Annotated in this window: 17 protein-coding genes and 1 pseudogene; 7 read left to right on the top strand and 11 right to left on the bottom strand. The window is 71.6% G+C overall.

Annotated elements, in window-relative coordinates; all coding sequences use genetic code 11:
- Positions 1-18: 18 nt before the first annotated feature.
- Positions 19-1,395: a permease prefix domain 1-containing protein gene (locus ACQP0U_RS11030; protein ID WP_433318096.1), complete on the bottom strand. Its 1,377-nt coding sequence runs from the start codon at positions 1,393-1,395 to the stop codon at positions 19-21.
- On the bottom strand, positions 1,392-1,757 hold the full coding sequence (locus ACQP0U_RS11025; protein WP_433318094.1) for a PadR family transcriptional regulator: 366 nt from the start codon (positions 1,755-1,757) through the stop codon (positions 1,392-1,394). Before ACQP0U_RS11025 ends, ACQP0U_RS11030 begins: the two co-directional genes overlap by 4 nt.
- Positions 1,758-1,910: 153 nt before the next feature.
- Between ACQP0U_RS11025 and ACQP0U_RS11020 the strand changes: the two genes are divergently transcribed.
- A complete protein-coding gene (locus ACQP0U_RS11020; RefSeq protein ID WP_357187099.1) occupies positions 1,911-2,198 on the top strand; it encodes a hypothetical protein in 288 nt (95 codons plus the stop codon).
- Between the two features lie 170 nt (positions 2,199-2,368).
- Here the strand turns inward: ACQP0U_RS11020 and ACQP0U_RS11015 are convergent, their stop codons facing one another.
- The 3 genes from ACQP0U_RS11015 to ACQP0U_RS11005 all read right to left on the bottom strand — a co-directional run bounded on the left by ACQP0U_RS11015 (position 2,369) and on the right by ACQP0U_RS11005 (position 5,699).
- Positions 2,369-3,511 (bottom strand): alcohol dehydrogenase catalytic domain-containing protein, encoded by a 1,143-nt coding sequence (locus ACQP0U_RS11015; protein WP_433318092.1) that lies wholly within the window; start codon positions 3,509-3,511, stop codon positions 2,369-2,371.
- A complete protein-coding gene (locus tag ACQP0U_RS11010) occupies positions 3,508-4,962 on the bottom strand; it encodes an aldehyde dehydrogenase family protein (protein ID WP_433318091.1) in 1,455 nt (484 codons plus the stop codon). Before ACQP0U_RS11010 ends, ACQP0U_RS11015 begins: the two co-directional genes overlap by 4 nt.
- 80 nt (positions 4,963-5,042) lie before the next feature.
- A complete protein-coding gene (locus ACQP0U_RS11005; RefSeq protein WP_433318089.1) occupies positions 5,043-5,699 on the bottom strand; it encodes a TetR/AcrR family transcriptional regulator C-terminal domain-containing protein in 657 nt (218 codons plus the stop codon).
- 197 nt (positions 5,700-5,896) lie between these two features.
- Between ACQP0U_RS11005 and ACQP0U_RS11000 the strand changes: the two genes are divergently transcribed.
- Positions 5,897-7,069, top strand: coding sequence for an acyl-CoA dehydrogenase family protein (locus tag ACQP0U_RS11000; protein WP_196922268.1), 1,173 nt, complete (start codon positions 5,897-5,899; stop codon positions 7,067-7,069).
- A gap of 60 nt (positions 7,070-7,129) precedes the next feature.
- Here ACQP0U_RS11000 and ACQP0U_RS10995 read toward each other — a convergent pair whose 3' ends face one another.
- The 4 genes and pseudogenes from ACQP0U_RS10995 to ACQP0U_RS10980 form a co-directional block, all read right to left on the bottom strand.
- Positions 7,130-8,167 carry an aminotransferase class V-fold PLP-dependent enzyme gene (locus tag ACQP0U_RS10995; protein ID WP_433318087.1) on the bottom strand — a complete coding sequence of 346 codons (1,038 nt, stop codon included), beginning with the start codon at positions 8,165-8,167 and terminating at the stop codon, positions 7,130-7,132.
- A gap of 61 nt (positions 8,168-8,228) precedes the next feature.
- Positions 8,229-9,182: an FUSC family protein gene (locus ACQP0U_RS10990; RefSeq protein ID WP_433318085.1), complete on the bottom strand. Its 954-nt coding sequence runs from the start codon at positions 9,180-9,182 to the stop codon at positions 8,229-8,231.
- Positions 9,183-9,835: 653 nt separating this feature from the next.
- Positions 9,836-10,399, bottom strand: a pseudogene (locus tag ACQP0U_RS10985) (FUSC family protein); the annotation flags it as partial.
- Positions 10,400-10,514: 115 nt separating this feature from the next.
- Positions 10,515-12,755 (bottom strand): protein kinase domain-containing protein, encoded by a 2,241-nt coding sequence (locus tag ACQP0U_RS10980; RefSeq protein WP_433318084.1) that lies wholly within the window; start codon positions 12,753-12,755, stop codon positions 10,515-10,517.
- Positions 12,756-12,948: 193 nt separating this feature from the next.
- Between ACQP0U_RS10980 and ACQP0U_RS10975 the strand changes: the two genes are divergently transcribed.
- Positions 12,949-13,545 carry a hypothetical protein gene (locus ACQP0U_RS10975; protein WP_433318082.1) on the top strand — a complete coding sequence of 199 codons (597 nt, stop codon included), beginning with the start codon at positions 12,949-12,951 and terminating at the stop codon, positions 13,543-13,545.
- Between the two features lie 217 nt (positions 13,546-13,762).
- Positions 13,763-14,635, top strand: a complete 873-nt coding sequence (locus ACQP0U_RS10970) for a DUF4231 domain-containing protein (RefSeq protein WP_433318080.1) — start codon at positions 13,763-13,765, stop codon at positions 14,633-14,635.
- Positions 14,636-14,720: 85 nt separating this feature from the next.
- Here ACQP0U_RS10970 and ACQP0U_RS10965 read toward each other — a convergent pair whose 3' ends face one another.
- Positions 14,721-16,106, bottom strand: coding sequence for a cation:dicarboxylate symporter family transporter (locus ACQP0U_RS10965; RefSeq protein ID WP_433318078.1), 1,386 nt, complete (start codon positions 16,104-16,106; stop codon positions 14,721-14,723).
- A 60-nt stretch (positions 16,107-16,166) separates the two neighbouring features.
- Between ACQP0U_RS10965 and ACQP0U_RS10960 the strand changes: the two genes are divergently transcribed.
- From ACQP0U_RS10960 to abc-f, 3 genes are all read left to right on the top strand, one after another.
- Complete coding sequence (locus tag ACQP0U_RS10960) at positions 16,167-17,789, top strand: ATP-binding protein (RefSeq protein WP_433318077.1); 1,623 nt, start codon at positions 16,167-16,169, stop codon at positions 17,787-17,789.
- The gene (locus ACQP0U_RS10955; RefSeq protein ID WP_433318075.1) at positions 17,786-18,481 is read left to right on the top strand and encodes a response regulator; all 696 of its coding nucleotides are present in this window, start codon (positions 17,786-17,788) and stop codon (positions 18,479-18,481) included. The genes ACQP0U_RS10960 and ACQP0U_RS10955 overlap by 4 nt, the downstream gene beginning before the upstream one ends.
- Before the next feature lie 294 nt (positions 18,482-18,775).
- The gene (gene abc-f / locus ACQP0U_RS10950; RefSeq protein ID WP_433318074.1) at positions 18,776-20,413 is read left to right on the top strand and encodes a ribosomal protection-like ABC-F family protein; all 1,638 of its coding nucleotides are present in this window, start codon (positions 18,776-18,778) and stop codon (positions 20,411-20,413) included.
- A gap of 68 nt (positions 20,414-20,481) precedes the next feature.
- Here abc-f and dnaE read toward each other — a convergent pair whose 3' ends face one another.
- Positions 20,482-24,012, bottom strand: a complete 3,531-nt coding sequence (dnaE, locus tag ACQP0U_RS10945) for a DNA polymerase III subunit alpha (RefSeq protein ID WP_433318072.1) — start codon at positions 24,010-24,012, stop codon at positions 20,482-20,484.
- Positions 24,013-24,135 lie beyond the last annotated feature (123 nt).

Raw genomic sequence — 24,135 nt, 5'->3', positions numbered from 1 at the left:
CCGCGTTGACTTCGGCGGCTAGGCGTAGCTGAACAGCGGCGGGAAGACGAGGACCACGATCCAGGCCCAGGCGGCGTACACCGGCAGGTAGCCGGTCTGCCACCGTTCCAGCGCCGCGAACGGCGTGCGCCGGCGGATGAAGGTCAGCAGGAGCCACGCCGACCAGGCGAGGTTGACCAGGAGGATCACGTTCTCGCCGAGCGCGGCCGCCCGGTTGGGCGTACCGCCGTAGTCGTCGGTGATGCGCCCGGTGATCTCCACCAACACCAGCACGTCGATGGCCAACGCGCTGACCACGAGCGCGAGCTGGAGTTTGTCGAACGGGCCGGGCGGGGCCAGCGGGTCGCGGGCCGAGAGCGAGTAGAGCAGCAACCCCAGCACCACCACCAGCAGGAGGTCGAACAGGATCAGCGCCTCGCGCTCGACGTCGATGCCGTGGCTGGTCCAGACGACAGCGACGAGGAAGGCGAGCAGGGCGGCCGTGAAGAGCGGGGTGAACAGCCGGGTGAGGACCGGCGCGATGTTCTCGACGACACTCTGCTTGGCCTCGACGAGCCACCCGGCCACGACGACCGCGGCCGCGGCGCCGCAGGGCAGGAGCCACTGCGAGATGAACTCCTCCGGGACGATTCCGATGGCCGCGAAGGTGTTGAACAGGAACGCGGAGAGCACGCCGCCGCCGAGGGCCATCAACACGAGGTAGATGAACCACTCGCCGGTGAACCGGATGAAGTCCATTCGTCGACGCGACGAGCGCCAGTCGTCGGCGACGTAGGCCAGACCGACAACGAGCCACAGGGCGATGGGGAGGTGGACGCTTGTGACGACCACGGACTGCGAGTCGTCCGCCAGGGGGTAGGCGTTGGCCGCCACGGCGCCGAGGACGAAGAGCAGCGCCAGTGCCGCGATCACCGGCCGTCGGGCTCCCCGGCGCCAGGCCAGGTAGACCGCCAGCCAGGGCAGCGCGAACAGGGTGAAGTTCCGGGCGTAGAACGAGCCGTCGTCGGCGAAGCTCAGCCCGAACAGCGCCGGCACCTTGACGGACGCCAGCGCACCCGCCGCGCAGCCGAGCATGACCCACAGCTCCCGCCGGGGGCGGGTGCCGCCGACCGGGCTGGCGGAGTCGCCGGTCAGCACCAACTGCTTCCAGAGCCGCTCGGAATGTTCCCGGGCGAACTCGCGGGAGAGTTCGTCGAGGCTGCCCATCCGTTTCACCGCGACCAGGAACGCCTCGTCCGGGCTCAGGCCGGCGGCGACCAGTTCGTCGACGGAGCCGCGAAGGTGGTCTTCCAGCTCGTCGGCGTCCACCGCCTGCAACTCCCGGCGGCGGAGCACGTACTGGCGCCACTGCTCGAACTGCGCCTCCAACTCCTCCGACCCGTCGTGCGCCGTCATGCGAGGCCCTCCAACGGGTGCACGGTCAGCGGCGCGCGGTCGTGCCAGATCTCCTTGAGCGCGCCCACGACGGTGTCCCACTGCCGGCGCTGTTCGGCCAGCTCAGCCAGGCCCCGGTCGGTGACGCGGTAGTACTTGCGCTTGCGCTCGCCGGCGACCGACTGCCAGCTCGACTCCAGATAGCCGAGGCGCTCGAGCCGGTGCAGCAGCGGGTAGAGCAGCCCTTCGGTCCAGTCCAGCTCGCCCCCGGACAACTCGTTGATCCGCCTGAGGATGGCGTAGCCGTAACTCTCGCCCTCGGCCAGGATGCCGAGCACCATCGGTGTCGCCGAGGCGGCGACCAGATCCTTGGCGACCTTCACGAAGCCTCCCGTTCCTAGACCTAGAAGTACGATGCATAATACTGCTAGGTATAGCCCCCGACGCAACGACTGGGGGCGGGATGTCGACCGAATCGCCGTCACGGGCAGCTGTGGTGCCCGGAATGGGCACGGTCCGGGTTAGCCTTGGCGCATATGGCTACCTTTCGCAGCGCCTCAGTGCTCCTTTCGTCGGACGGCACCAGGACCCCCGGCACCGCCGCACTCTTCGCCGAGCCGGCCCGTAGGGGCGGGGTTCCGCCGTGGGCGGGCGACTTCCGACCCGCCAACAGCGCCGGCAACGGCCCCAAGAACGCGGTCGGGAAGACCTTCACCCTGGAGCTGCCCGACGGCAGCACCGGCAAGGTAGTGGTCCAGGGCCTCAAGAGCGGCAAGGGCGGCGTCGTGCTGGCGCTGATGGGCGAGGACGCACCGCCCTTCTGACCTGTCGCACGACTCCCGTCACCCGGGTGCCCCGGGTTGGCCCTTCCTGGGTCAGCCCCGGGCACCCGACCACGCAGGCCTGTCGTCCCCGACAGGCCCGTCGAGCACGGCTTCGACCGCCCGCACCGGGCTGCGGGGTCGACGTGCTGCGATCACGGCGGTGACGAGCGTCAGGCCAGGGTGACCACCCAGCGGGCGCCCTCGCCCCGCGCCAGCCGGTCGAACGCCGCGGGCGCCTCGTCCAACGGAATCGTTCCGCTGACCAGCACACCCAGATCCAGTGCGCGGTCGGCGAGCTCGGCAGCCAGCACCGGCACCTCCCGGTCCGGATCGGACGAGCCGTACACCGAGGAACGCAACGTGCGCGCGGAGTGGAAGATGTCCAACGCGCCGAGGCTGACCATGTCGTCCTTCGCGCCCATGCCGACCACCGTCACCGCTCCCCCACGTCGGGTGAGCCGCCAGGCGGCGCGGATGGTGGCGGCCCGACCGACGCACTCGAAGGCGTGGTCGACGCCGCGACTCTCGGTGCGCGCCCGTACCTCCTTGGAGAGCCGGTCGTCGGAGAGCAGGAAGTCGGTCGCCCCGGCGGCGAGCGCCAGGTCCCGTTTCGCCTCCGCGACGTCGATGGCGAGGATCGTCGTGGCACCGGCCCGGCGGGCCGCGCTCAGCACGGCGAGCCCGACCCCACCGAGACCGACGACCGCGACCGACTCGCCGGGCGCCACCCGGGCGGTGTTGCGGACCGCGCCGACGCCGGTGAGCACCGCGCAGCCGAGCAGTGCGGCCTGCTCGGGCGGCAGCCCGGCGGGGATCGGGATGACAGCGCGCTCGGGTACCACCACCGCCTCGGCGAGCGCGCCGAGGCCGAGGGTCAGGTGCAGCGGGACCCCGTCGTCGGTCTCGCCGCGCGGCACGGTCGGGGCCGTGGTGTCGGCGCAGAGCCACGGCTCGCCGCGTCGGCACCACCAGCAGGCCCGGCAGGCAGGTGCCCAGTTGAGTACGACCGGTGTGCCGACGGCCAGGTCCACGCCCGGCCCGGTCTCGGCCACCACTCCGGTCGCCTCGTGCCCGAGGACCAGCGGGAACCTCGCGGCGAGGGTGCCGTTGACCATGGACAGGTCGGAGTGGCAGACACCTGCCGCCCGGATCGTCACCCGCACCTCGCCGGGGCCGGGCGCGGGCAGGCGTACCCGCTCGACCCGCAGCTCGGCGCCGGACCCACGCGCGACCAGCGCGCGGACGATGACCGGCGCGGACGCCGGCTCGGTGCCGCCCCCCGGCGCGGCCGGGGACAGCTCGGGGTCGGTCATCGCTGGATCGCCTTCAGCTCGCAGAACTCGGCCAGCCCGTGCACGCCCAGCTCCCGGCCGAGGCCGGACTGCTTGTAGCCACCGAACGGGGCGAGCGGGTTGAACGGGGCGCCGTTGATGTCGACAGCGCCGGTACGCAGGCGCCGGGCCACCGCGAGCGCCGCGTCGGTGTCGGCGGACCAGACCGCGCCGGCCAGCCCGTACTTCGAGTTGTTGGCGATGGTGACCGCCTCGTCGGTGTCGGCGAACGGGATGACGGCGAGCACCGGGCCGAAGACCTCCTCCTGGGCGAGCGCGCTGTCGGGGTGCACGTCGGCGAAGACGGTCGGGGCGACGAAGTGCCCCCGGGTCGGCACCGGAGTGTCCGGCCCGCCGGCGACAAGCCGGGCACCGTCGGCGAGGGCCCGGTCGACGTGGCCGCGCACGCGTTCGGCCTGAGCGGCGGAGACCAGCGGGCCGAGCCGGGTCGCCGGGTCGAACGGGTCCCCGAGTCGATAGCCGGCCACCGCCGTGGCGATCAGGTGGAGGGCTTCGTCGTACCTGTCGCGGTGCACCAACATCCGGGTCCACGCGGTGCAGGTCTGCCCGGAATTGAGCAGGGCGTTGCCGACGCCCACCTTGACGGCCTTGGCCAGGTCGGCGTCGGGGAGGATCACGTTGGCGGACTTGCCGCCCAGCTCCAGCGCGACCCGGGCGATCCGGTCGGCGGCGAGCCGCATGATCCGCGCGCCGGTGGCGGTGGAGCCGGTGAAGGAGACCAGGTCGACGTCGGGGTGCCCGGCGAGAGCCTCGCCGACCACCGGCCCGGTGCCGGGGACCAGGTTGAGCACCCCTGGCGGCAACCCGGCTTCGGTGACCGCGTCGAAGAGCAGGTACGCGGTCAACGGGGTCAGCTCGCTGGGCTTGAGCACCACAGTGCAGCCGGCGGCCAGGGCGGACGCGAGCTTCGCCATCACCTGGTGCAGCGGGTAGTTCCACGGGGTGATCGCGCCGACCACGCCGATCGGCTCGCGGACGACGAGCGAGTTGCCGATGCTCTCCTCGACCGGCGCGCGGGCGGCGAGCGCCACGTGGTCACGCAGCACTGTCAACGGGAGCCCGACCTGCACCCGGGTGGCGAACTTGAGCGGCGAGCCCTGCTCCACGGCGATCGTGCGGGCGAGGTCGTCGGCGCGGGTGGTGAGCGCCGTGTGCAGCCGGTCGAGGTGGGCGGAGCGCTCGGCGGGAGTGGCGGACGACCAGCCGGGGAACGCGGCGCGGGCCGCGGCCACGGCGCGATCCACGTCGGCCGGGGTGCCGGCCGGCACCTGCCCGACCAGCTCCCCGGTGCTCGGGTTCTCCACGTCGATCGAATCGGCGTCGGCGGGAGACGTCCACTCCCCACCGATGTGCAGGTGACGCCGGAGGCGCAGGGAGTCGGGCAACTGCGACGGCGGGGCGGCGAGGTCCATGTCGTCCCTTCGGGGGTGGGCGATGGGCGGTGGTGACGGGGTCGCGACGGGCGATGAAACTAGCGCTGGGAGTTTGGACGCTACCCGTTGGGCCGGCCGGACTCCACCGTGTCGACGGTGCGGGTGTACTCGGCGGCCAGACCGTGCAGCAGGGCGTCCAGGCCGAGGGCGAAGGCGCCCTCGTCCACGCTCTGCTGGTGCTCGGCGAGCCGGTGGGCCTGGCGCAGGTGCGGGTAGTGCGCCGCGTACAGCTCCGGGTCCTCGACGAAACCGCGGGCGAAGGAGCCGAGCGCCGACCCGGCCACGAAGTAGCGCAGCGCCGCACCGATGTGGGTGGCGCGGGCCGGCGGCCAGCCGGCCCGGACCAGGCTGCCGTAGACCGCGTCGGCCATGGCGAGGGCGGCCGGTCGACGACCCGGGCCCTGCGCCAGGTACGGCACGATGTTCGGGTGCGCGGTGAGCGCCCGTCGGTACGACCAGGCCCATTCCCGCAGCGCGGCGAGCCAGTCCCGACTGGCGAAGCCACCGGTGTCGACGGCGCCGGTGATCGTGTCGGCGACGGCGTCGAGAATCTCGTCCTTGGTCGCGAAGTGGTTGTAGAGCGAGGGGCCCTGCACGCCGAGCGCGGCGGCGAGTCGGCGGGTGGAGAGCGCGCCGAGCCCGTCGGCGTCGATGAGCGCGAGCGCCGTCTCGACGATCCGGTCGCGGGTGAGCAGGGGCCGTCGAGGTCGGGGCACGTCAGAGCTCCTCGGTCTGCGGTGTCCCTCCCCGTGGGAACCACCTGTTCACGCACCCTATCCGGGACCGTCCGCGCGCGGGCGTCACCGCGTCGGCCGGAGAACGGGTCTGGACGAATGAAAACTTACACCGCTAGTTTATGAAGGACCGCTGCGGCCCGCAGCGGCGCACAAGCCACGCCGACCGAGGGGGAACCGTGGACTTCGCACTGTCCGACGAGGAACGCGCCGTCCGAGACACCGTGCGCGCGTTCATCACCCGCGAGGTGATGCCCCTGGAAGCGGAGGTGCTCCGCCGGGAACGGGCGCACCAGCCGGGCCTCGACCACTCCGAGGTGCGCGAACTGCAACTCAAGGCGCGCAAGTTCGGCTTCTGGGGCCTGGCCACCCCGGAGGAGTACGGCGGAATGAACCTGCCGGCCGTACTCCAGTCGTTGATCTGGACCGAGCTGGGCCGCACGTTCGTGCCGTTCCGCTTCGGCGGCGAGGCGGACAACATCCTGTTCCACGCCACCGAGGAGCAGAAGCGGGAGTTCCTCATCCCGACCATCGAGGGCGAGCGACGCTCCTGCTTCGCGATCACCGAACCGGGCGCCGGATCGGACGCGGCCAACATCCGGCTGTCCGCCCGCCGCGACGGCGACGACTGGATCCTCGACGGCGAGAAGACCTTCATCACCGGCGGTCACGACGCCGACTTCGCCATCGTGGTCGCGGTGACCGACCGGGAGAAGGGCGCCCGCAACGGCGGAGCGACAGCGTTCCTGGTGGACCGGTCGATGGGTTGGCGCTCGGAGTTCATCCAGACGATGGGCGAGGGCGGGCCCGCGTCGCTCATCTTCGACGGCGTACGCGTGCCGCACCGCAACATCCTCGGCGAGATCGGGCAGGGCTTCACGCTCGGCATGGAGTGGATCGGCAAGGGGCGCTACACCATCCCGTCGCACGCCATCGGCATCGCCGAGCGGGTGTTGCAGATGGCCATCGAGTACGCCAACACCCGGGAGACGTTCGGCGCGAAGATCGGCACCAACCAGGCCATCCAGTGGATGATCGCCGACTCGGAGACGGAGCTGGAGGCGGCCCGCTGGCTGGTGCTGCGCTCGGCGTGGACGGTCGACGCGGGCCTGGACCCCCGGCACGCCTCGTCGATGGGCAAGCTCTACGGCGCCGGCATGGTCAACCGGGTGGTCGACCGGGTGCTCCAGATCCACGGCGGCATGGGCTACACCCGGGAGCTGCCGATCGAACGCTGGTACCGGCAGGTCCGGCTCTACCGGATCTTCGAGGGCACCGACGAGATGCAGCGCCTGATCATCTCGCGGGACCTGCTGCGCGGCTACACGAAGATCGGCGGCCACCTGGCCTGAGCCGGGTGCCTGCTGCCGTCGGGGACGGCCGGTCACGACCCGCCGTCCCCGACGCCGGGTTCAGCCGGTCAACGCGGTCAGCGCGGCGTCCACATCCGCCTCGGTGGAGTAGACGTGGAAGGAGGCCCGCACCCGCCCGGCGCGCACCGCCGCCCGGATGCCGGCCGCCGCGAGACGCTGCTCCGCGCCGGGCACGTCCACGCTGACGATGGCGCTCTCCCCCGGCGGTCGGCCCAGCCCGGTCAGGAACCGGTTGGCCAGCGCCACGTTGTGCGCCCCGATCGCCGACACGCCGATCTCGGCGACCACCTCCAGGGCGGGCGCCGCGCCGACCCAGCTGAACCAGGCAGGTGAGATGTCGAACCGGCGGGCGTCGTCCGCCAGCCGCAGCGGCGGCCCGTAGTAGGAGGCGTGCGGGTCGCGGCCCGCGTACCAGCCGGCGGCGTCGGGGCGCAGCCGCTCGCGCACCGCCGGGGCCAGATAGGCGTACGCGGTCCCGCGCGGATTCATCAGCCACTTGTAGCCGCCCACCGCCACCACGTCGGCCCGGCTGCCGTCGAACGGCAGCCAGCCGCACCCCTGGGTCGCGTCCACCACCACCAGCGCGTCGTGCGCGCGGGCCGCGGCCACGATCTCGTCGTACGCCGCGACCGCCCCGTCGGCCGACTGCACCAGGCTGAACGCGACCAGGTCGGTATCGGCGTCGATGGCGTCGACAAGCGACTCCAGCGGCACCGCGCGGACCGTGACGCCACGCTCCTCCTGCACCAGCCAGGGGAAGAGATTCGAGGTGAACTCGACCTCGGGGACGACCACCGTGGCACCGGCCGGCAGCGCCGCCGCGACCGGCGCGAGGATCTGGGACACGGCCGCGCCGACCGCCACGTCACCGACCGGCACCCCGATGAGGCCGGCGAGGGCGACCCGGGCCCGGTGCGTCGACTCCCCCCAGCCCTCCCACGACGTACGACCAACCCGCCAGGCGGCGAGGGCCTCCTGCACCGCCGCCCACGCCGGCTCCGGCGGCAACCCGTAGCTGGCGGTGTTCAACCAGCCCGGCTCCGGCTGCCACAGCTTCTGCGCCTGCTCGATCTCCATGCCGTCGACGCTAGGCCGAGCGGCCCGCGACGGGCACGGCCAATCGGCGACCGGCGGCCTGTCAGCTCCGGCCCTTCTCCCGTGACGGGTTGGCGCGGGCGAGGCTGTCGGCGAGGCCGGCGAGCCACCTGTCCACCTCCACCAGGTGCCGGACCGACTGGAGGTCGGCCGCGCCGAGGAGGGGACGGATCCGGTCCACCTGGTCGACGCAGGTGGTCGAGACCCGCGTCGGGCCGGAGGTCCGGTCGTGGGCGACCTCGTCGGCGAGGGCGTCGTACGCCGAACGCAGGTGCCCGGCGGAGTCCCGCAGCAGCGCCGCCGCCTCGGGCCAGCCGGCGAGGCAGCCGGGCGGGTTGCGCCGCAGCAGTGACTCCGCGCCGGGCACGACGTGGTGTCCGGCGCTCAGCACGGCATCCCAGTTCACCTGCTGACGGTGTGGATCGTGCCGCTCCGAGTGGTACTGGCAGTACGACGAGTCGATCAGGACCATCCGCCGACGGACCCGGTTGAGGGCATCCTCGGGTGGCGGCGCGTCGCCGAGCATCGCCCGGACCGTCTGTTCGACAGCGTCCGCGGTGGCCGCCAGGTAGCGGGTGGCGTTGTACCGCAGGTCGTGGCCCGCGCCGCGCGGCCACATCGCCACACCGGCGAGTACGCCGATCACCGCGCCGAGCAGCACGTCGACGAGGCGGGCCTCGGCGAGCCGCCATCCTCCCGGGCTGAGCTGGGCGAAGACGACGGTCAGCAGCACCGTGAACAACGCCTGCTGCCACACCGGGCCGAGCAGGCGACCGACGCCGAAGGCCAGCAGCAGGGTGATCGGCAGGATGATGGCGTACACGATCGGCTCGTCGACGACGAGCATCACCGCGCCGCTGACGACCGCGCCGGCGATCGTGCCGAGCACGGCCGGCCGCAGCGCGGTGCGGGTGTCGGCGGCCGAGGTACGCAGGACAGTGAGGGTGGCCAGCAGCACCCAGAAACCGTGGTTCAGCTGCAACAATCCGGCGGCCACCCGGGCGATGGCGAGCGCCACGGCCAGCCGCAGTGAGCTGTGCAGGTGGGCCGAGCTCGGCGCCAGGTGGGAGCGGAACTGCCACCAGTACAGCGTCCACGGGCTGCGCCGGGCGTACTCGAACAGCCCCGAGGAGGCGTCGTCGCCCTCAAGCGACGCCCCGGTGGCCACCCGGCAACCGACGGCGAAGACCCGCACCTGGTCCGCGAGGGCCAGTGCGGTCGCGTCCCGGCACAACCGGGGCACGTCCGGCGCGTCGCGGACCTGGCCCGCTCCGACGGGGTACGCCGCCTCGGCTCGTCCGACGGCCACGTCCAGGTCGGCGGGGTCGCCGCCGGGGCGCCCGGCGACAGGCTCCGGCCGGCGGCGCGGGTCGTGTCCGCGCACGAGCGCAGCAGACGTGCCGCCGCCAGGTCCGGGATCGGCTCCGGTGGGGCGTCCGCCGCCAGCCGGTCCGCCTCGGCGAGCACCTCCCGTAACGCGGCCGCGCAGATCCGCAACGCCCGGCCCTGAGCGCCCGCCGCGGTGGGTGCCCACGCCGGCGGGTTGCGGTTCAGCGCGATCGCCGCCACCACGTCGTACGCCCGCTGGCGCCGCGTGTCCCGGTCACCCGCCACGGCGTGCGGGTCGGTCAACCTCTCGACGGTGGCGTCGAGGAAGGCGGCGACGCCGTCCGCCGCCTCGGCGAGGCGCTGCCGGTAGGACACCGGCACCGGGTCGGGCCAGAGGAGAACCTCGGCCGCGGCGAGCAGCACGACGGCGAGCGTCACCCCACCGAGTCGCTCCGGCAGGGTGCCCGGCTGGTACGGCGGAAACGACGCCAGGATGTAGAAGAGCTGGAACGCGCTCGCCAACCCCACCAGGCGCGGGTTGCCGACCCCGGCGAACGCCACGACGAACCCGACGACCAGCATGCCACCGGCGGCCGCCCACGTGCTCCACGCCAGGAGCGAGCCCACCGCGATCAACGCCCACACCGCCGGCAGCGACAGCACGAGGATCCGCGCCCGCTGCGGCGCCGGACCCGGCAGCTGCGCGAACGACCCGGCGGCGATCGTGCCGAACAACCCGTACGTGGCGAGCGTCGGGCTGCCCGCGCCGTACCGGCAGCCGTAGAAGACGACGGACGCGACGAGCGTCAGTCGTGCCGCGCGTCGCAGGATGGCGTCACCCGGGTCACGGCGGCGAAGCCGGCCGAGGAGGCTGGTTCCGAGCACGACCGCTCCCCCCGGTTCGTCGCAGCACCCCTCCCCGGCCCACCATTCTCCACCGCAGCCCCACGAGGGGCGGCGGGTTTGGCGGTGAACCACGCCGCGACGCCCTCGTCAGCGCTCAGCTGGCCCGCCACTTCTGGTTGGCGTTGCCGTTGCACTGCCAGATCTGCAGCCGGGCGCCGTTGTCCGGGTTCGAGTCGAGCACGTCGACGCACCTGTCCGCCCTGGTGTTGACCAGGTCGTACGCCTTGTTGAGGGTGAACCTCTGCGAGGCCGCGCCGGAGCAGTCGGCCAGTTGGACGGCTGCCCCGTCCTCGGTGGAGTGGCCGGCGACGTCCAGGCACTTGCCCATCGACCGGACCGTGCCGTCCGCCGGGAAGGTCCACAGCTGCTTCGCGGTCCGCCGGCAGTCCCAGATCTGCAGCCGCGCACCAGCGACGGCGTTGCCGTCCGGGATGTCGATGCAGCGGTCGCTGGCGAAGCTGGAGATCTGCTTGCCGGCGGGCGTGCTGCCCTGCGTCGGAGACGGCGGCGGGGCGGCCGGCTGCTGCACCGGCGTCCCGGGGCTGGTCGTCGTCCCGCTGCCCGTCCCGGGCGTCGGTGGCCCCGCGCTCGCCGACGGTGGCGCGCTGGCGGCTCGCGACGGCGCGACACCCACGACCGGTAGGCCCTGGAAACCATCAGTGATCAGCGCGAGGACGGCCCCGCTCGCGGACCACTCGGCGTCGGAGGTGGTCCAGTCGATCGAGTACGCGTGCCCGTTGTGGCCGACGAACACGCGGCTCAGCCTGTGCATCGGCGTGCCGTCCTCGTCGGTGTACGTCCACTCCCATTCGGCGGCCCGCACCTGGTAGCTCAGCGCGTCGAGCCGGACCTGCCGGTAGTCGGCGTACCGCCCGCGGTGCGCCCCCTCGCGCTCCCGCAGCTCGGCGAGCAGGTCCGCCGGGATGGACCGGAGCTCGTCGAGGACGAGCACGCGGCTGCCGTCCGGCTCACGGAACGAGGCGCGCTCACCGTCGCGCCGCGCCTGCCAGCCGTCCGGCACCGGTACGAGGAAGCGGGGATCGTCACGGTAGTAGCGCCAGCCCGCGGGCGCCGGTGGCAGCACCCGGGACACCGGCGACTCGGCGATCGGCGACGGGTGCACTGCCGGCGCCGCCGCTCCGCCGTCACCCGCGCCACCGAACAGCCCGCCGTTCAGCACTGACGCGGTTACCAGCAGGACGACCAGCAACGCGGCGGCCCCGATCGACCCGATCAGCCGGGCCCGACGCCTGCGGCCCGTCCCGGACCACGGCCCAGCGGGGACAGCCGGCGCGGCGGAGACAGCCGGCGACGCGGGGGCAGCCGGCGACGCGGGGGCAGCCGGCGACGCGGGCGGACCGGGCTCGGCGGTGACGAACTCGGGCACGATCGTCGGACGGGGCCCGTCGCCGGTGGCAGCAGCAGCGGTGGTGGTGGTGGTGGTGGTGGCCGCCGTGGCGGTGATCCGGGTCGACGGCCCGCCGCCGGCGCTGCTCACCTCGGCCGCTGGCACGTCCACGGCGGCGGCCCGACGCAGGAGACGATCCGCCTCATCGGCGCTGATCCGTTGATCCGGCTCGCGGCGCAGCAGTCCGTCCAGGAGCGGGGTCAGCCGACCGGCTCGGTGCGCCTGCGGTGGCGGCTCGGTGGCGAGGGCCGCGAGCGTGGCGATCGGAGACGAGCGGTGGTACGGGGTGCGCCCCTCGACCGCCGCGTAGAGGGTGGCGCCGAGCGACCACAGGTCGGCCGCCGGCCCCACGTCGCCGTCGGTGGCCCGCTCGGGCGCGAGGAACGCCGGCGAGCCGAGCACCATCCCGGTCTGCGTCATCCGTGGGTCGCCGGGGAGGGTGGCCAGACCGAAGTCGGTGAGCACCACCCTGCCGTCGTCGCCGAGCAGCACGTTGGCCGGCTTGACGTCCCGGTGCAGCACGCCGGCCCGGTGTGCGGCGCGCAGCGCACCCAGAATGCCCAGCCCGATCCGCGCGGCGCGGTCCGCCGGCATCGACCCCTCGGCTTCGAGCACCTGTTGCAGGGACCGGGACGGCACGAGTTCCATCACGATCCAGGGGTCGCCGCCCGCGTGCAGCACGTCGAAGACGCGTACCACGTTGGGGTGGCCCAGTCGGGCGACGGCCCGCGCCTCGCGCATGGACCGTTCGCGCATCTCCCGGCGCTCGTCGTCGCGCAGGCCGGGCGGTGCCACCAACTCCTTGATGGCGACGTCACGCTGGAGCATCTCGTCGCGGGCCTGCCACACCCGGCCCATCCCGCCCTGACCGAGCGGACGGACCAGCCGATAGCGATCGGCAATCAACTGTCGAGAAGCGTCTGGCACGACAGGAAGGTACCCGGCGAGGTTTACGCGCCCAATTCTTGTGGCAGCTGGAAAAGCGACAGTTGGATATGTCACATGCAAGATCGACTACTGACCGATCGTTCATTTAGACATAACTCCACTATCGGCACGAGCGCTGTCGCCCACCGCAATGTTACCAACGCGTATATCGGTAACCTGCTATGAATATCGAATGAATTCGAATTCCGCGGAACGCCGGACCGGCCACGCCACGGCCCGGTGGGGCCTCCTGTGCCTGACGGTGACCCTGTCCGCCTGCACGCCGGCGGGTGGCCCGCGCCAGCACACCACGCCGCAGGCCGACCGCGCAGCGCCGTCGACGGGCGCCAGTGTTGGTGGGCCGCCGTGCACGCCATCGGTCGACACGCTGTCGGCGCTCCCGGCGGGCTACCGGTTGGTGGGGAACGACGTGGCGGTGCCCGACGCCCCCGTGCTGTCGGCGCAAGAGTCCGGGGAGGCCGATCCGGCAGCGCGGCTGTTCGCCAAGTGGGGGCTCGTCGTCCGCGCCGGCAAGGTCGTCGACCTCCGGGCGGCACCAGGCTGGCAGGACAGGGCCCGGCTCGGGTGGGGCGGCACCGGCACCCCCGCGGCCACCGTCACGGTGCACGCCTGCGGGCCGGAGGGTGGGCAGGCCCGGTGGATGGCCTTCGTCGGCGGCACCTGGGTCGCGCGGGCCGCCTGCGTACCGCTGATAGTGACGTCGAACGGCCAGGAGGATCGCGTCAACCTCGGCATCGGCGCCCCCTGCGACAGGACCACCGCTCCGTAGACCCGCACACCCCACCCCACCCAACGGTTGATCAAGAGGTTTGCGTCATCCGGTGCGGCGTGTGGTGACGCAAACCTCCTGATCGACGCCAGCGGAGACGGGATCGGCATTTGCTGCGGGCGGTTGGGGTGGACCGCGGCGTCTACTGTCTACACAGCCTGCGTACCGACTGCTCACCCCGCCGACGCCCTGGACGTTTCGTCGAGAGGTCAACGACATGCTGAAGGCCGAGGATCTTCCCCCGTTTCAGCGCGCCGTGTCCTACGAGTCGCAGCGCGGCCAACGCGTGTACACGACAGTGATCGCGCTGCGGCTGTCCCTGCTCCTGGTGGCCGCGGTCGCGGGAGTGGTCACCTGGAAACTCGACAGTTTTGCCCTCGGCCCGGCCCTGGCGGCGGGCGCCTTCGCCGCCACCTCGATCGTCGAGGTCTTCCTCCTCACCAATCGTCCCAATGAGCGGTGGTACGTCGGAAGAGCCCTCTCCGAATCCATCAAGTCCCTCACGTGGCGATTCACCACCGGGGCGGATCCGTTTCCCCGATCGCAGAGCGACTCGGACAGTTTCGACGAATTCACCAACCGACTGCTGGGCCTCACCCGGGACATGTCAGCCGCCGGGTTGGCCGCCCCCGCGGTGGCGGGGCAACAAATCACGGAAGGAATGCGGACGCTACGTGCCGCGCCTATTGAGGACCGCCGCGCCGCGTACCTGACCGGCCGCCTCGAGGGCCAGCGAGCCTGGTACGCCGAGCGTTCGCTGTCGAACCGCGCGCGGGCGACCCGCTGGTCGGTCAGCATGCTCGTCCTGGAGATAGCCGGGGTGACCCTGGCCGTGTCGCGGGCGGCCGGGCTGACCGACCTCGACCTGCTCGGAGTGGCCGCCGCAGCGGTCGCGGCCGGGGCGGCGTGGACGCAGACACGGCAACACAGCGCGGTGGCGACCGCCTACGCCCTGGCAAGTCAGGAGCTTGCCGCCATGGGGTCGCTCGCCACCCGGATCAACTCGGAAGCCGAACTGTCGCGCTTCGTGAATGACACCGAGACGGCGATCTCCAGGGAACACACGATGTGGCGCGCACGCCGACGCTGACGCCAGACGGTCGACGCACGGCGCTTCCCGCGAACCCGGGGTCGCGGCGGCACCCGGCCACCGCGACCCCGGTCCACGCCGTGACTCAGGCAGACGCTCCGGCCGGCACGGCCTCCTTCTCGTCGGGGCGGGCGGCAGCCCCGTCGTCGTCGTGCTCGTCGAGCATGGTGGCCTCGTCGAACGGGTCGTCGCCGCTCAGGACTCCGGCCGCCCGCTCCCGGTCGAACTCTCCGGTCCAGGTGCCCACCAGCACGGTCGCCACCGCGTTGCCGGCGAAGTTGGTGAGCGCCCGAGCCTCCGACATGAACCTGTCGATGCCGACGATCAGCCCGACCCCGTCGACGAGGTCCGGCCGGTGCGACTGGAGGCCGCCGGCCAGCGTGGCCAGCCCGGCGCCGGTGACCCCGGCGGCGCCCTTCGACGCGATGATCATGAACAGCAGCAGCGAGACCTGTTCGCCGATCGCGAGCGGCTTGCCCAGCGCGTCGGCGATGAACAGCGACGCCATGGTCAGGTAGATCGCCGTACCGTCCAGGTTGAACGAGTAGCCGGTCGGCACCGTGATGCCGACGACCGGCTTGCTGACGCCGAAGTGCTCCATCTTGGCGATCAGCCGCGGCAGCGCCGACTCCGACGACGAGGTCGACAGGATCAGCAGGAACTCCCGGCCCAGGTAACGCAGCAGCGAGAAGATCGAGACCCGGGCCACGAACCACAGCAGCGCGCCCAGGAAGACCAGCACGAAGATCAGACAGGTGACGTAGAAGCCCACCATGATCTGGGCGAGGCTCTTGAGGGCATCCACGCCGGTCGCGCCGACAACGGCGGCCATCGCGCCGAACGCGCCGATCGGCGCCAGCCACATGATCATGGCGAGGACCTTGAAGACGACCCGTTGGATGACGGTGATGGCGCTGAGCACCGGCTCACCCCGCCGGCCCATGGCCTGGACGGCGAACCCGACCAGCAGGGCGACGAGCAGCGTCTGGAGCACCTTGCCCTCGGTGAGCGAGGAGAGCAGCGTCGTCGGGATGATCCCGAGCAGGAAGTCCGCCGTACCGGCGGCCTCGTCACCGGCGGCGGCCTTGCCGGAGCCGGCGAGGTCGGGGCCGAGGTTCAGGCCGGAGCCGGGGTGGATGAGGTTGCCGACGACCAGGCCGATGGCGAGCGCGACTGTCGACATGGTGAGGAAGTAGCCGAGGGCCAGGCCGCCGACCTTGCCGACCTTCGCGGCCTGCCGGACGGAGCCGACGCCGAGCACGATGGTGCAGAAGATGACCGGGCTGATCATCATCTTGATCAGGTTGACGAAGCCGGTGCCGATCGGCTTGAGTTCCTTGCCGAAATCGGGGGCGACCAGGCCGACCACGATGCCGGCGAACACGGCAACGATGACGGCCAGGTACAGGTAACGGGTACGGTCCCGGCGGACCGCCGGTGCCGGGGTGGTGGCGGATGCGGTGGTGTCCATGTCGACAATGTGAAGCGCGTCTCACCCGTTGACAGCCTTGCGGTCATTCTGTTCACCGCAGTGGCACAACGGCGGCGCGACGAGGAGGTGGTGGAGGTGGCCCGACGCCAGTGGAGCATCGCGGGGCAACTCTTCGCCCTCCAGGCGATGGTGGTGACGCTGCTCGTCCTGGCCGGCGCGGCGGGCGCCGTCTGGCTGGCCCGCAGCGACTCCCGCCAGGCCGCGCAGGAGGAGGTGCTCGCTGTGGCGCAGACCGTCGCCGGCTCCCCCGACGTCCGCGCGGCCCTCACGACCGCCGACCCCGCGCGGGTCCTCCAGCCGTACGCCGAATCGACCCGGCATGCCACGGGCACCGACTTCGTGGTGGTGATGGCCCCCGACCGCACCCGTTTCTCGCACCCGACCCGGGAGCGGATCGGCGAGCCGTTCGTCGGTGAGATCGGGCCCGCCCTGGCGGGCCGCCCGTTCACCACCACAAACGTCGGGACGCTCGGCGAGTCGGTGCGCGCTGTCGTTCCGGTGTACGACGAGCAGCGACGCCTCGTCGGTCTGGTGTCGGTGGGCATCACCACCCGCGCGATCGACCGTAAGCTGCTCGGCCAGTTGCCTGTGCTCTTCGGTGTGGTCGCACCGGCTCTGGCGCTCGCCGCGACGGGTTCCTGGCTGCTCAGCCGCCGGCTCCGTCGCCAGACGCACGGTCTGGGGCCGGCGCAGATGACCCGGATGTACGAGTACTACGACGCCGTTCTGCATTCGGTGCGTGAAGGTCTCGTGGTGCTGACCACCGATCGTCGGGTGGCGCTCGTGAACGACGAGGGCCGCCGGCTGCTGGGGCTCGACGCGGACGCGCCGGTGATCGATCAGCCGGTGGCCGGGATCGACCTGCCGCCGGCCGCGGCCGAGCTGCTCGACTCCGGGCGCGACGCCCGCGACGAGCCGATCGTCGCTGGCGACCGGGTGCTCGTCGCCAACCAGCGGACCACCCGTTTCGAGGGCGCGGTGCTCGGCACCGTGCTGACCCTGCGCGACCAGACCGAGCTGCGCACGCTGGCCAGCGAGCTGGATTCGGTGCGGGCGTTGACCGAGGCGTTGCAGGCGCAGACCCACGAGTCGGCCAACCGGCTGCACACCGTGCTGACCCTGGTCGAGTTGGGCCGCGCGGGCGAAGCGGTCCGACTCGCCACCCGGGACCTGGCCCTCGCCCAGCAGCTCACCGACCGGGTGGTGGGCGCGGTGACCGAGCCGGCGTTGGCCGCCCTGCTGCTCGGCAAGTCCGCACAGGCGGGTGAGCGCGGGGTGGATCTGGTCATCGAGCCGGACTGCCGCCTCGACGACAGCCCCCTGCCGACAGGTGACCTGCTCACCGTGGTCGGCAACCTGGTCGACAACGCCCTGGAGGCGGTGGCCGGCACGCCGGCGCCGCGGCGGGTGCGGGTTTTCGTCGGTACGTCCGACGACGAGTTGGTGGTCCGGGTCGCCGACAGCGGCCCCGGCCTGGCCCCGGAGCGGGTCGCCGACGCGTTCCGGCGCGGCTGGTCCACCAAGAGCACCGGCCGGGGCCTCGGCCTGGCGCTGGTCGGGCAGGTGGTCCGCCGGCACGGCGGTAGCACCGAGGTGTGTCGCTCGGACGACGGCGGCAGCCTGTTCACCGTCCGGCTGCCGGGCAGGGTCGAGCAGTCATGACCGACATCCGGGTGCTGGTCGTCGAGGACGAGCCGCTGCTGGCCGAGGCGCACAGCGCGTACACCGAGCGGGTTCCCGGTTTCGTGGTGGTCGGGGTGGCGCACACCGCGCGGGCGGCGATGGCGGCCCTGCGCGCCAACGACGGCGGCGACGTGGACCTCGTACTCCTTGATTTTCGGCTGCCCGACCTGCACGGCCTGGAGGTCTGCCGGGCGCTGCGCGCGGCCGGCAGCAGCGTCGACGTGCTCGCGGTGACGTCCGCGCGGGACCTGGCGGTGGTGCGCACCGCCGTGTCGCTCGGGGTGACCCACTACCTGCTCAAGCCGTTCACGTTCGCGGCGTTCCGCGACAAGCTGGAGCGGTACGCCGACTACCGCGCCCAGGCGCTCGCCGACGGCGAGGTCGCCGCCCAGCACGAGGTGGACCAGATGTTCGCCACCCTGCGCGGCACCGCCGGGCACAGCCTGCCCAAAGGGCTCGACGCGCAGACCCTCAATCGGGTACGCGCCGCCCTCACCGACGGCACCCGCGCGGAGGTCGGCTTGTCCGCGACCGAGGTGAGCGCACTGACCGGCATCTCCCGAGTGACCGCCCGCCGCTACCTGGAGTACCTGGTAACCGTCGACCGCGCCGCCCGCACCCCCCGCTACGGCACCCCCGGCCGCCCCGAGGTCGAGTACCGCCCCCGCTGACGCCTCGTCGAGATCTCGCCACCAGCACGTGCAAGATCGACGGTGGAGCGGCGTGGACGGGAACCCGGTGGCGGGGCGGAGATTCGTTGTTAAGGTTGGCGGGTTGGGTTAGCGGTACGACCAGGGAGACCAGACATGGCGGGTGACGACGACATCTCCGGGTGAGACCGGATGTGTTCGGCCATCGGTTCGGCGCGCGTCCGCGCAGCCGCCGGGGCCATGTTGTCGTTCCACCGGTCCCCGTTGTCGTCGGGCGGCTCTCGCGCGCCCACCCCACCCTTTGAGGTCACTCGCATGTCTGATGCGTTCATTGTCTGCTCGAACCTGTCCTTCTCCTGGCCGGACGACACCCCGGTCTTCTCGGAGCTGTCCTTCACCGTCCCGGGCGGTCGCACCGGCCTGGTCGCGCCCAACGGCGCCGGCAAGAGCACCCTGCTGCGGCTGATCGCCGGGGAGTTGCGGCCCAGCGAGGGCAGCGTCAGCGTGGACGGCCTGCTCGGTTACCTCCCGCAGACGCTGCCGCTGGCCGGTGACCTGAGCGTGGCGCAGGTGCTGGGCGTGGCCGAGCGGATCGCCGCGCTGCACGCCATCGAGGCCGGCGACGCCAGCGAGGAACACTTCGCCACGATCGGCGACGACTGGGACATCGAGGAGCGCACCCGCTCGGAGTTGGACCGGCTCGGCCTGGGTGAGCTGTCGCTCGACCGGCGGCTGCACACCCTCAGCGGCGGTCAGGTGGTCTCCCTCGGCCTGGCGGCGCAACTGCTGCGCCGCCCGAACGTGCTGCTGCTCGACGAGCCGACGAACAACCTGGACGTGGAGGCCCGACACAAGCTCTACGACGTCCTCACCGACTGGTCCGGGTGCCTGCTGCTGGTCAGCCACGACCGGGAGCTGCTGGACCGGATGGACCGCATCGCCGAACTGGACCAGGGTGAGATCCGCTGGTACGGGGGCAACTTCACCGCGTACACCGAGGCGGTGCAGGCGGCGCGGGAGGTGGCCGAGAGCAACCTGCGCAACGCCGAGCAGGAGGTCAAGCGGGAGAAGCGGGAGATGCAGCAGGCCCGGGAGCGCGCCGACCGGCGGGCCAGCAACGCCTCCAAGAACCTGAAGAACGCCGGCCTGGCCCGGATCGTGGCCGGCGGGCTCAAGCGCAGCGCGCAGGAGTCGGCGGGCAGGGCGCAGGAGACGCACTCCTCCCGGCTCGGACAGGCCAAGGCCCGACTCGACGAGGCGGGGCGGGCGGTACGCGACGAGGACCGGATCGTCGTGGACCTGCCGGACACCAGCGTCCCGGGCGGGCGCACTGTCTTCTCCGGTCAGGGGATGCGGGCCCGCTTCGACGACCGCGACCTGTTCGGCGACGACGGCGCGGACCTGGTGATCCGGGGACCGGAACGGATCGCGCTCACCGGGGCGAACGGCGTCGGCAAGTCGACCCTGCTACGCCTCGTCAACGGCGACCTGGACCCGGCCGGCGGTGAGATCCGGCGGGCCGACGGGCGGATCGCGTACCTGTCGCAGCGGCTGGACCTGCTGGACCTCGACCGCACGGTGGCGGAGAACTTCGCCGCGTACGCGCCGAACCTGCCGGACGCCAAACGGATGAACCTGCTCGCCCGGTTCCTGTTCCGGGGCGCCCGGGTCAACCTGCCGGTCGGGGTGCTCTCCGGCGGTGAGCGGCTACGCGCCACCCTCGCCTGCGTGCTCTGCGCCGAACCTGCGCCGCAACTGCTGCTGCTCGACGAGCCGACGAACAACCTGGACCTGGTCAGCGTCGGCCAGTTGGAGAGCGCGCTCTCCGCGTACCAGGGGGCGTTCGTCGTGGTCAGCCACGACGAGCGGTTCCTCGCCGAGATCGGTGTGCAGCGCTGGTTGCGGCTGGCCGACGGCCAGCTACGGGAGATCAGCGCCCCCGACCGGGGCTGAGCAGGGCCGTCCTCGGTCCGGCCGGTCCTACGCCGGCCGGACCGGGGCCCGGTCGCTCACGCGCCCGGTCAGCTCACGTTGGCCGGGCCGAGGACGCTCTTCAGGTCACCCATCAGCGCGGTCGTCGCCGCCACCCGGAACGGACCCAGCCGCAGGGTTGTCGTGCGCCCGCCGTTCTGGAGTTTGACGTGCACCTCGGTGTCGCCGGGGTGCAGCACCAGGGTCTCCTTGAGTTTCTCCACAAGCGGTGGTGTGCACCGGTGCACCGGGATGGTGAGGGTGACCGGCTTGTTCGTGGCGCTGGTGCTGACGTCCGGCATGGACATGTCCATCGCCATGATCCGTGGGGTGTCGTCGCGGCGGTCCACCCGGCCCTTGACCACCACGATGGCGTCTTCGGCGATGTACTGCCCGATCACCTCGTAGGTGTTGGGGAAGAACAGCGCCTCCACCCCACCGGCCAGGTCCTCCAGGGTGGCCGACGCCCAGGCCCGGCCCTGCTTGGTGACCCGGCGCTGCACCCCGGACAGGATGCCGGCGAGGGTGACGACCGCCCCGTCGGGCACCGCGCCCTCCTCGGCCAGGGAGGCGATGGTGGTGTCGGCTGCCGCGTTGAGAATGTGCTCCAGGCCGAACAGCGGGTGGTCGGAGACGTACAGGCCGAGCATCTCCCGCTCGAAGGCCAGCTTGTCGCGCTTGTCCCACTCGCTCTCGCCGATGGTCGGCATCACCGTGGTGCTGCCGGTGTCGGCGTCACCGAACCCGGCGCCGAACAGGTCGTACTGGCCGACGGCCTCCTTGCGCTTGACGTCGGCGTACGCGTCGATCGCGTCGGCGTGCACCGCGAGCAGGCCCTTGCGGGGGTGTTCGAGGGAGTCGAACGCGCCCGCCTTGATCAGCGATTCGATCGTCTTCTTGTTGCAGACCACCGCGTCCACCTTGGACAGGAAGTCGTAGAAGTCGCCGTACTCGCCCTTCTCCTCCCGGCAGCGCATGATCGAGGCGACCACGTTCGCCCCGACGTTGCGGACGGCGGCCAGGCCGAAGCGGATGTCCTTGCCGACCGGGGTGAACGGCCCGGCCGAAGTGTTCACGTCCGGCGGCAGCACCTGGATGCGCATCCGGCGACACTCGGCCAGGTAGAGCGCCATCTTGTCCTTGTCGTCGCCGACGCTTGTCAGCAGCCCGGCCATGTACTCGGCCGGGTAGTGCGCCTTCAGGTACGCGGTCCAGTAGGAGACCAGGCCGTACGCGGCGGAGTGCGCCTTGTTGAAGGCGTACCCGGCGAACGGCACCAGGACGTCCCACACCGCCTGGATCGCCTCGTCGGAGTAGCCGCGTTCGCGGCAGCCGTCCCGGAACGGGATGAACTCCTTGTCGAGGATCTCCTTTTTCTTCTTACCCATGGCCCGGCGCAGCAGGTCCGCCTGACCGAGGGTGTAGCCGGCGAGGATCTGCGCGGCGCGCTGCACCTGCTCCTGGTAGACGATCAGGCCGTGGGTGGGCTCCAGGATCTCCCGCAGCGGCTCCTCCAGCTCCGGGTGGATCGGCGTGATCTCCTGGAGGCCGTTCTTGCGCAGCGCGTAGTTGGTGTGCGAGTCGACGCCCATCGGGCCGGGTCGGTACAGGGCCAGGACGGCCGAGATGTCCTCGAAGTTGTCAGGCTTCATCAGCCGCAGCAGTGACCGCATCGGCCCACCGTCGAGCTGGAACACGCCCAGGGTGTCACCGCGGGCCAGCAGCTCGTACGCGGCCTTGTCGTCGAGTGGCAGGGCCAGCAGGTCGAGCTTCAGGCCGTGGTTCAGCTCGATGTTCTTGACCGCGTCGTCGATGATCGTCAGGTTGCGCAGGCCGAGGAAGTCCATCTTCAGCAGCCCGAGCGACTCGCACGTCGGGTAGTCGAACTGCGTGATGATCGCCCCGTCGGCGTCGCGGCGCGTCAACGGGATGTGCTCGATGATCGGCTCGGCGGACATGATGACGCCGGCGGCGTGCACACCGGTCTGCCGGATCAGCCCCTCGATGCCCTTGGCCGTGTCGATCACCTTACGGACGTCCGGGTCGGAGTCGTACAGGCCGCGGATCTCGCCCGCCTCGGCGTAGCGGGGGTGCTTGTTGTCGAAGATGCCGGTGAGCGGGATGTCCTTACCCATGACCGCCGGTGGCATGGCCTTGGTGATCCGGTCGCCGACCGCGTACGGAAAACCGAGGACCCGGGCCGAGTCCTTGATCGCGGCCTTCGCCTTGATCGTGCCGAAGGTGGCGATCTGGGCGACCTTGTCGTCACCCCACTTGTCGGTGACGTACTTGATCACTTCTCCGCGCCGACGCTCGTCGAAGTCGATGTCGACATCCGGCATCGAGACCCGCTCGGGGTTGAGGAACCGCTCGAAGATCAGGCCGTGCTGGATCGGGTCCAGGTCGGTGATGCCCAGCGCGTACGCGACGAGCGACCCGGCGGCCGAACCACGACCCGGGCCCACCGCGATGCCCTGGTTTTTCGCCCACTGGATGAAGTCGGCGACCACGAGGAAGTAGGACGGGAAGCCCATCTGGTTGATGACGCCCAGCTCGTACTCCGCCTGGACGACGTGCCCCTCCGGGATGCCGCCCGGGTAGCGGCGGGCCAGGCCGGCGAAGGTCTCCTTGCGGAACCAGGACTCCTCGGTCTCACCCTCGGGCACCGGGAAGCGCGGCATCAGGTTGTGGAACTCGAACATTCCGGTCGGGTCGACCTTCTCGGCGACCAGCAGGGTGTTGCGGCAGCCCTCCTGCCACAGCTCGGACGAGTCCACCGCGCGCATCTGGTCGGCGCTCTTGATGAAGTAGCCACCACCCTCGAACCGGAACCGGTTGGGGTCGTCGATGTTGCTGCCGGTCTGCACGCAGAGCAGCACGTCGTGGGCGGTGGCCTGCGCCTCGTGGGTGTAGTGGGAGTCGTTCGTGACCACCGGCGGGATGTCCAGCTTGCGGGCGATCTCGGTGAGCCCCTCACGGACCCGGCTCTCGATGGAGAGGCCGTGATCCATGATCTCCAGGAAGTAGTTGTCCTTACCGAAGATGTCCTGGTAGCTGGCGGCGACCTTGAGGGCCTCGTCGAACTGGCCCAGCCGCAGCCGGGTCTGCACCGCACCTGAGGGGCAGCCGGTGGTGGCCATGATCCCCTCGGCGTGCTCGGCGATCAGCTCCATGTCCATCCGGGGCCACTTGACGTAGTGCCCCTCCATGGAAGCGCGCGAGTTGAGGGTGAAGAGGTTCTTCAGGCCCTGCGCGTTCTTCGCCCACATGGTCTTGTGGGTGATCGCGCCGTTACCGGAGATGTCGTCGCTCTTCTGCTCCGGGCGACCCCACTTGACCCGTGCCTTGTGATAGCGCGACTCCGGCGCCACGTACGCCTCGACGCCCAGGATCGGGGTGATCCCGGCGGCCATCGCCTGGTTGTAGAAGTCGTTCGCGCCGTGCATGTTGCCGTGGTCGGTGATCGCCACAGCGGACATGCCCAGCCGCTTGGCCTCGGCGAACAGGTCCTTCAGTCGGGCCGCTCCGTCGAGCATCGAGTACTCGGTGTGCACGTGCAGATGCGCGAACGAATCGGCCATGCGGGCGCCCCCCGGCGGTGTGGATCTTGTTGGTCGGAGCCGACCGGGACCTACCCTACCGAGGTGATCTCAGCGGCTCCACCGTCCGCGCCGAGGGTGGCCCTCGTCTCCTGATCGTCCCCG

The organism is Micromonospora sp. CA-269861, assembly GCF_050948505.1.
Classification (GTDB): domain Bacteria; phylum Actinomycetota; class Actinomycetes; order Mycobacteriales; family Micromonosporaceae; genus Micromonospora.
This window is presented reverse-complemented; position numbering and strand designations above follow the sequence as displayed.

Excerpts from the sequence above, each read along its gene's own strand:
- ACQP0U_RS11015 (WP_433318092.1), bottom strand. The coding sequence starts at position 3,511 with ATGACCGACCCCGAGCTGTCCCCGGCCGCGCCGGGGGGCGGCACCGAG.
- ACQP0U_RS10955 (WP_433318075.1), top strand. The coding sequence starts at position 17,786 with ATGACCGACATCCGGGTGCTGGTCGTCGAGGACGAGCCGCTGCTGGCC.
- ACQP0U_RS10995 (WP_433318087.1), bottom strand. The coding sequence starts at position 8,167 with ATGGAGATCGAGCAGGCGCAGAAGCTGTGGCAGCCGGAGCCGGGCTGG.
- ACQP0U_RS11020 (WP_357187099.1), top strand. The coding sequence starts at position 1,911 with ATGGCTACCTTTCGCAGCGCCTCAGTGCTCCTTTCGTCGGACGGCACC.
- abc-f (WP_433318074.1), top strand. The coding sequence starts at position 18,776 with ATGTCTGATGCGTTCATTGTCTGCTCGAACCTGTCCTTCTCCTGGCCG.
- ACQP0U_RS11010 (WP_433318091.1), bottom strand. The coding sequence starts at position 4,962 with ATGGACCTCGCCGCCCCGCCGTCGCAGTTGCCCGACTCCCTGCGCCTC.
- ACQP0U_RS10970 (WP_433318080.1), top strand. The coding sequence starts at position 13,763 with ATGCTGAAGGCCGAGGATCTTCCCCCGTTTCAGCGCGCCGTGTCCTAC.
- ACQP0U_RS10965 (WP_433318078.1), bottom strand. The coding sequence starts at position 16,106 with ATGGACACCACCGCATCCGCCACCACCCCGGCACCGGCGGTCCGCCGG.
- ACQP0U_RS11030 (WP_433318096.1), bottom strand. The coding sequence starts at position 1,395 with ATGACGGCGCACGACGGGTCGGAGGAGTTGGAGGCGCAGTTCGAGCAG.
- ACQP0U_RS10975 (WP_433318082.1), top strand. The coding sequence starts at position 12,949 with ATGAATTCGAATTCCGCGGAACGCCGGACCGGCCACGCCACGGCCCGG.
- dnaE (WP_433318072.1), bottom strand. The coding sequence starts at position 24,012 with ATGGCCGATTCGTTCGCGCATCTGCACGTGCACACCGAGTACTCGATG.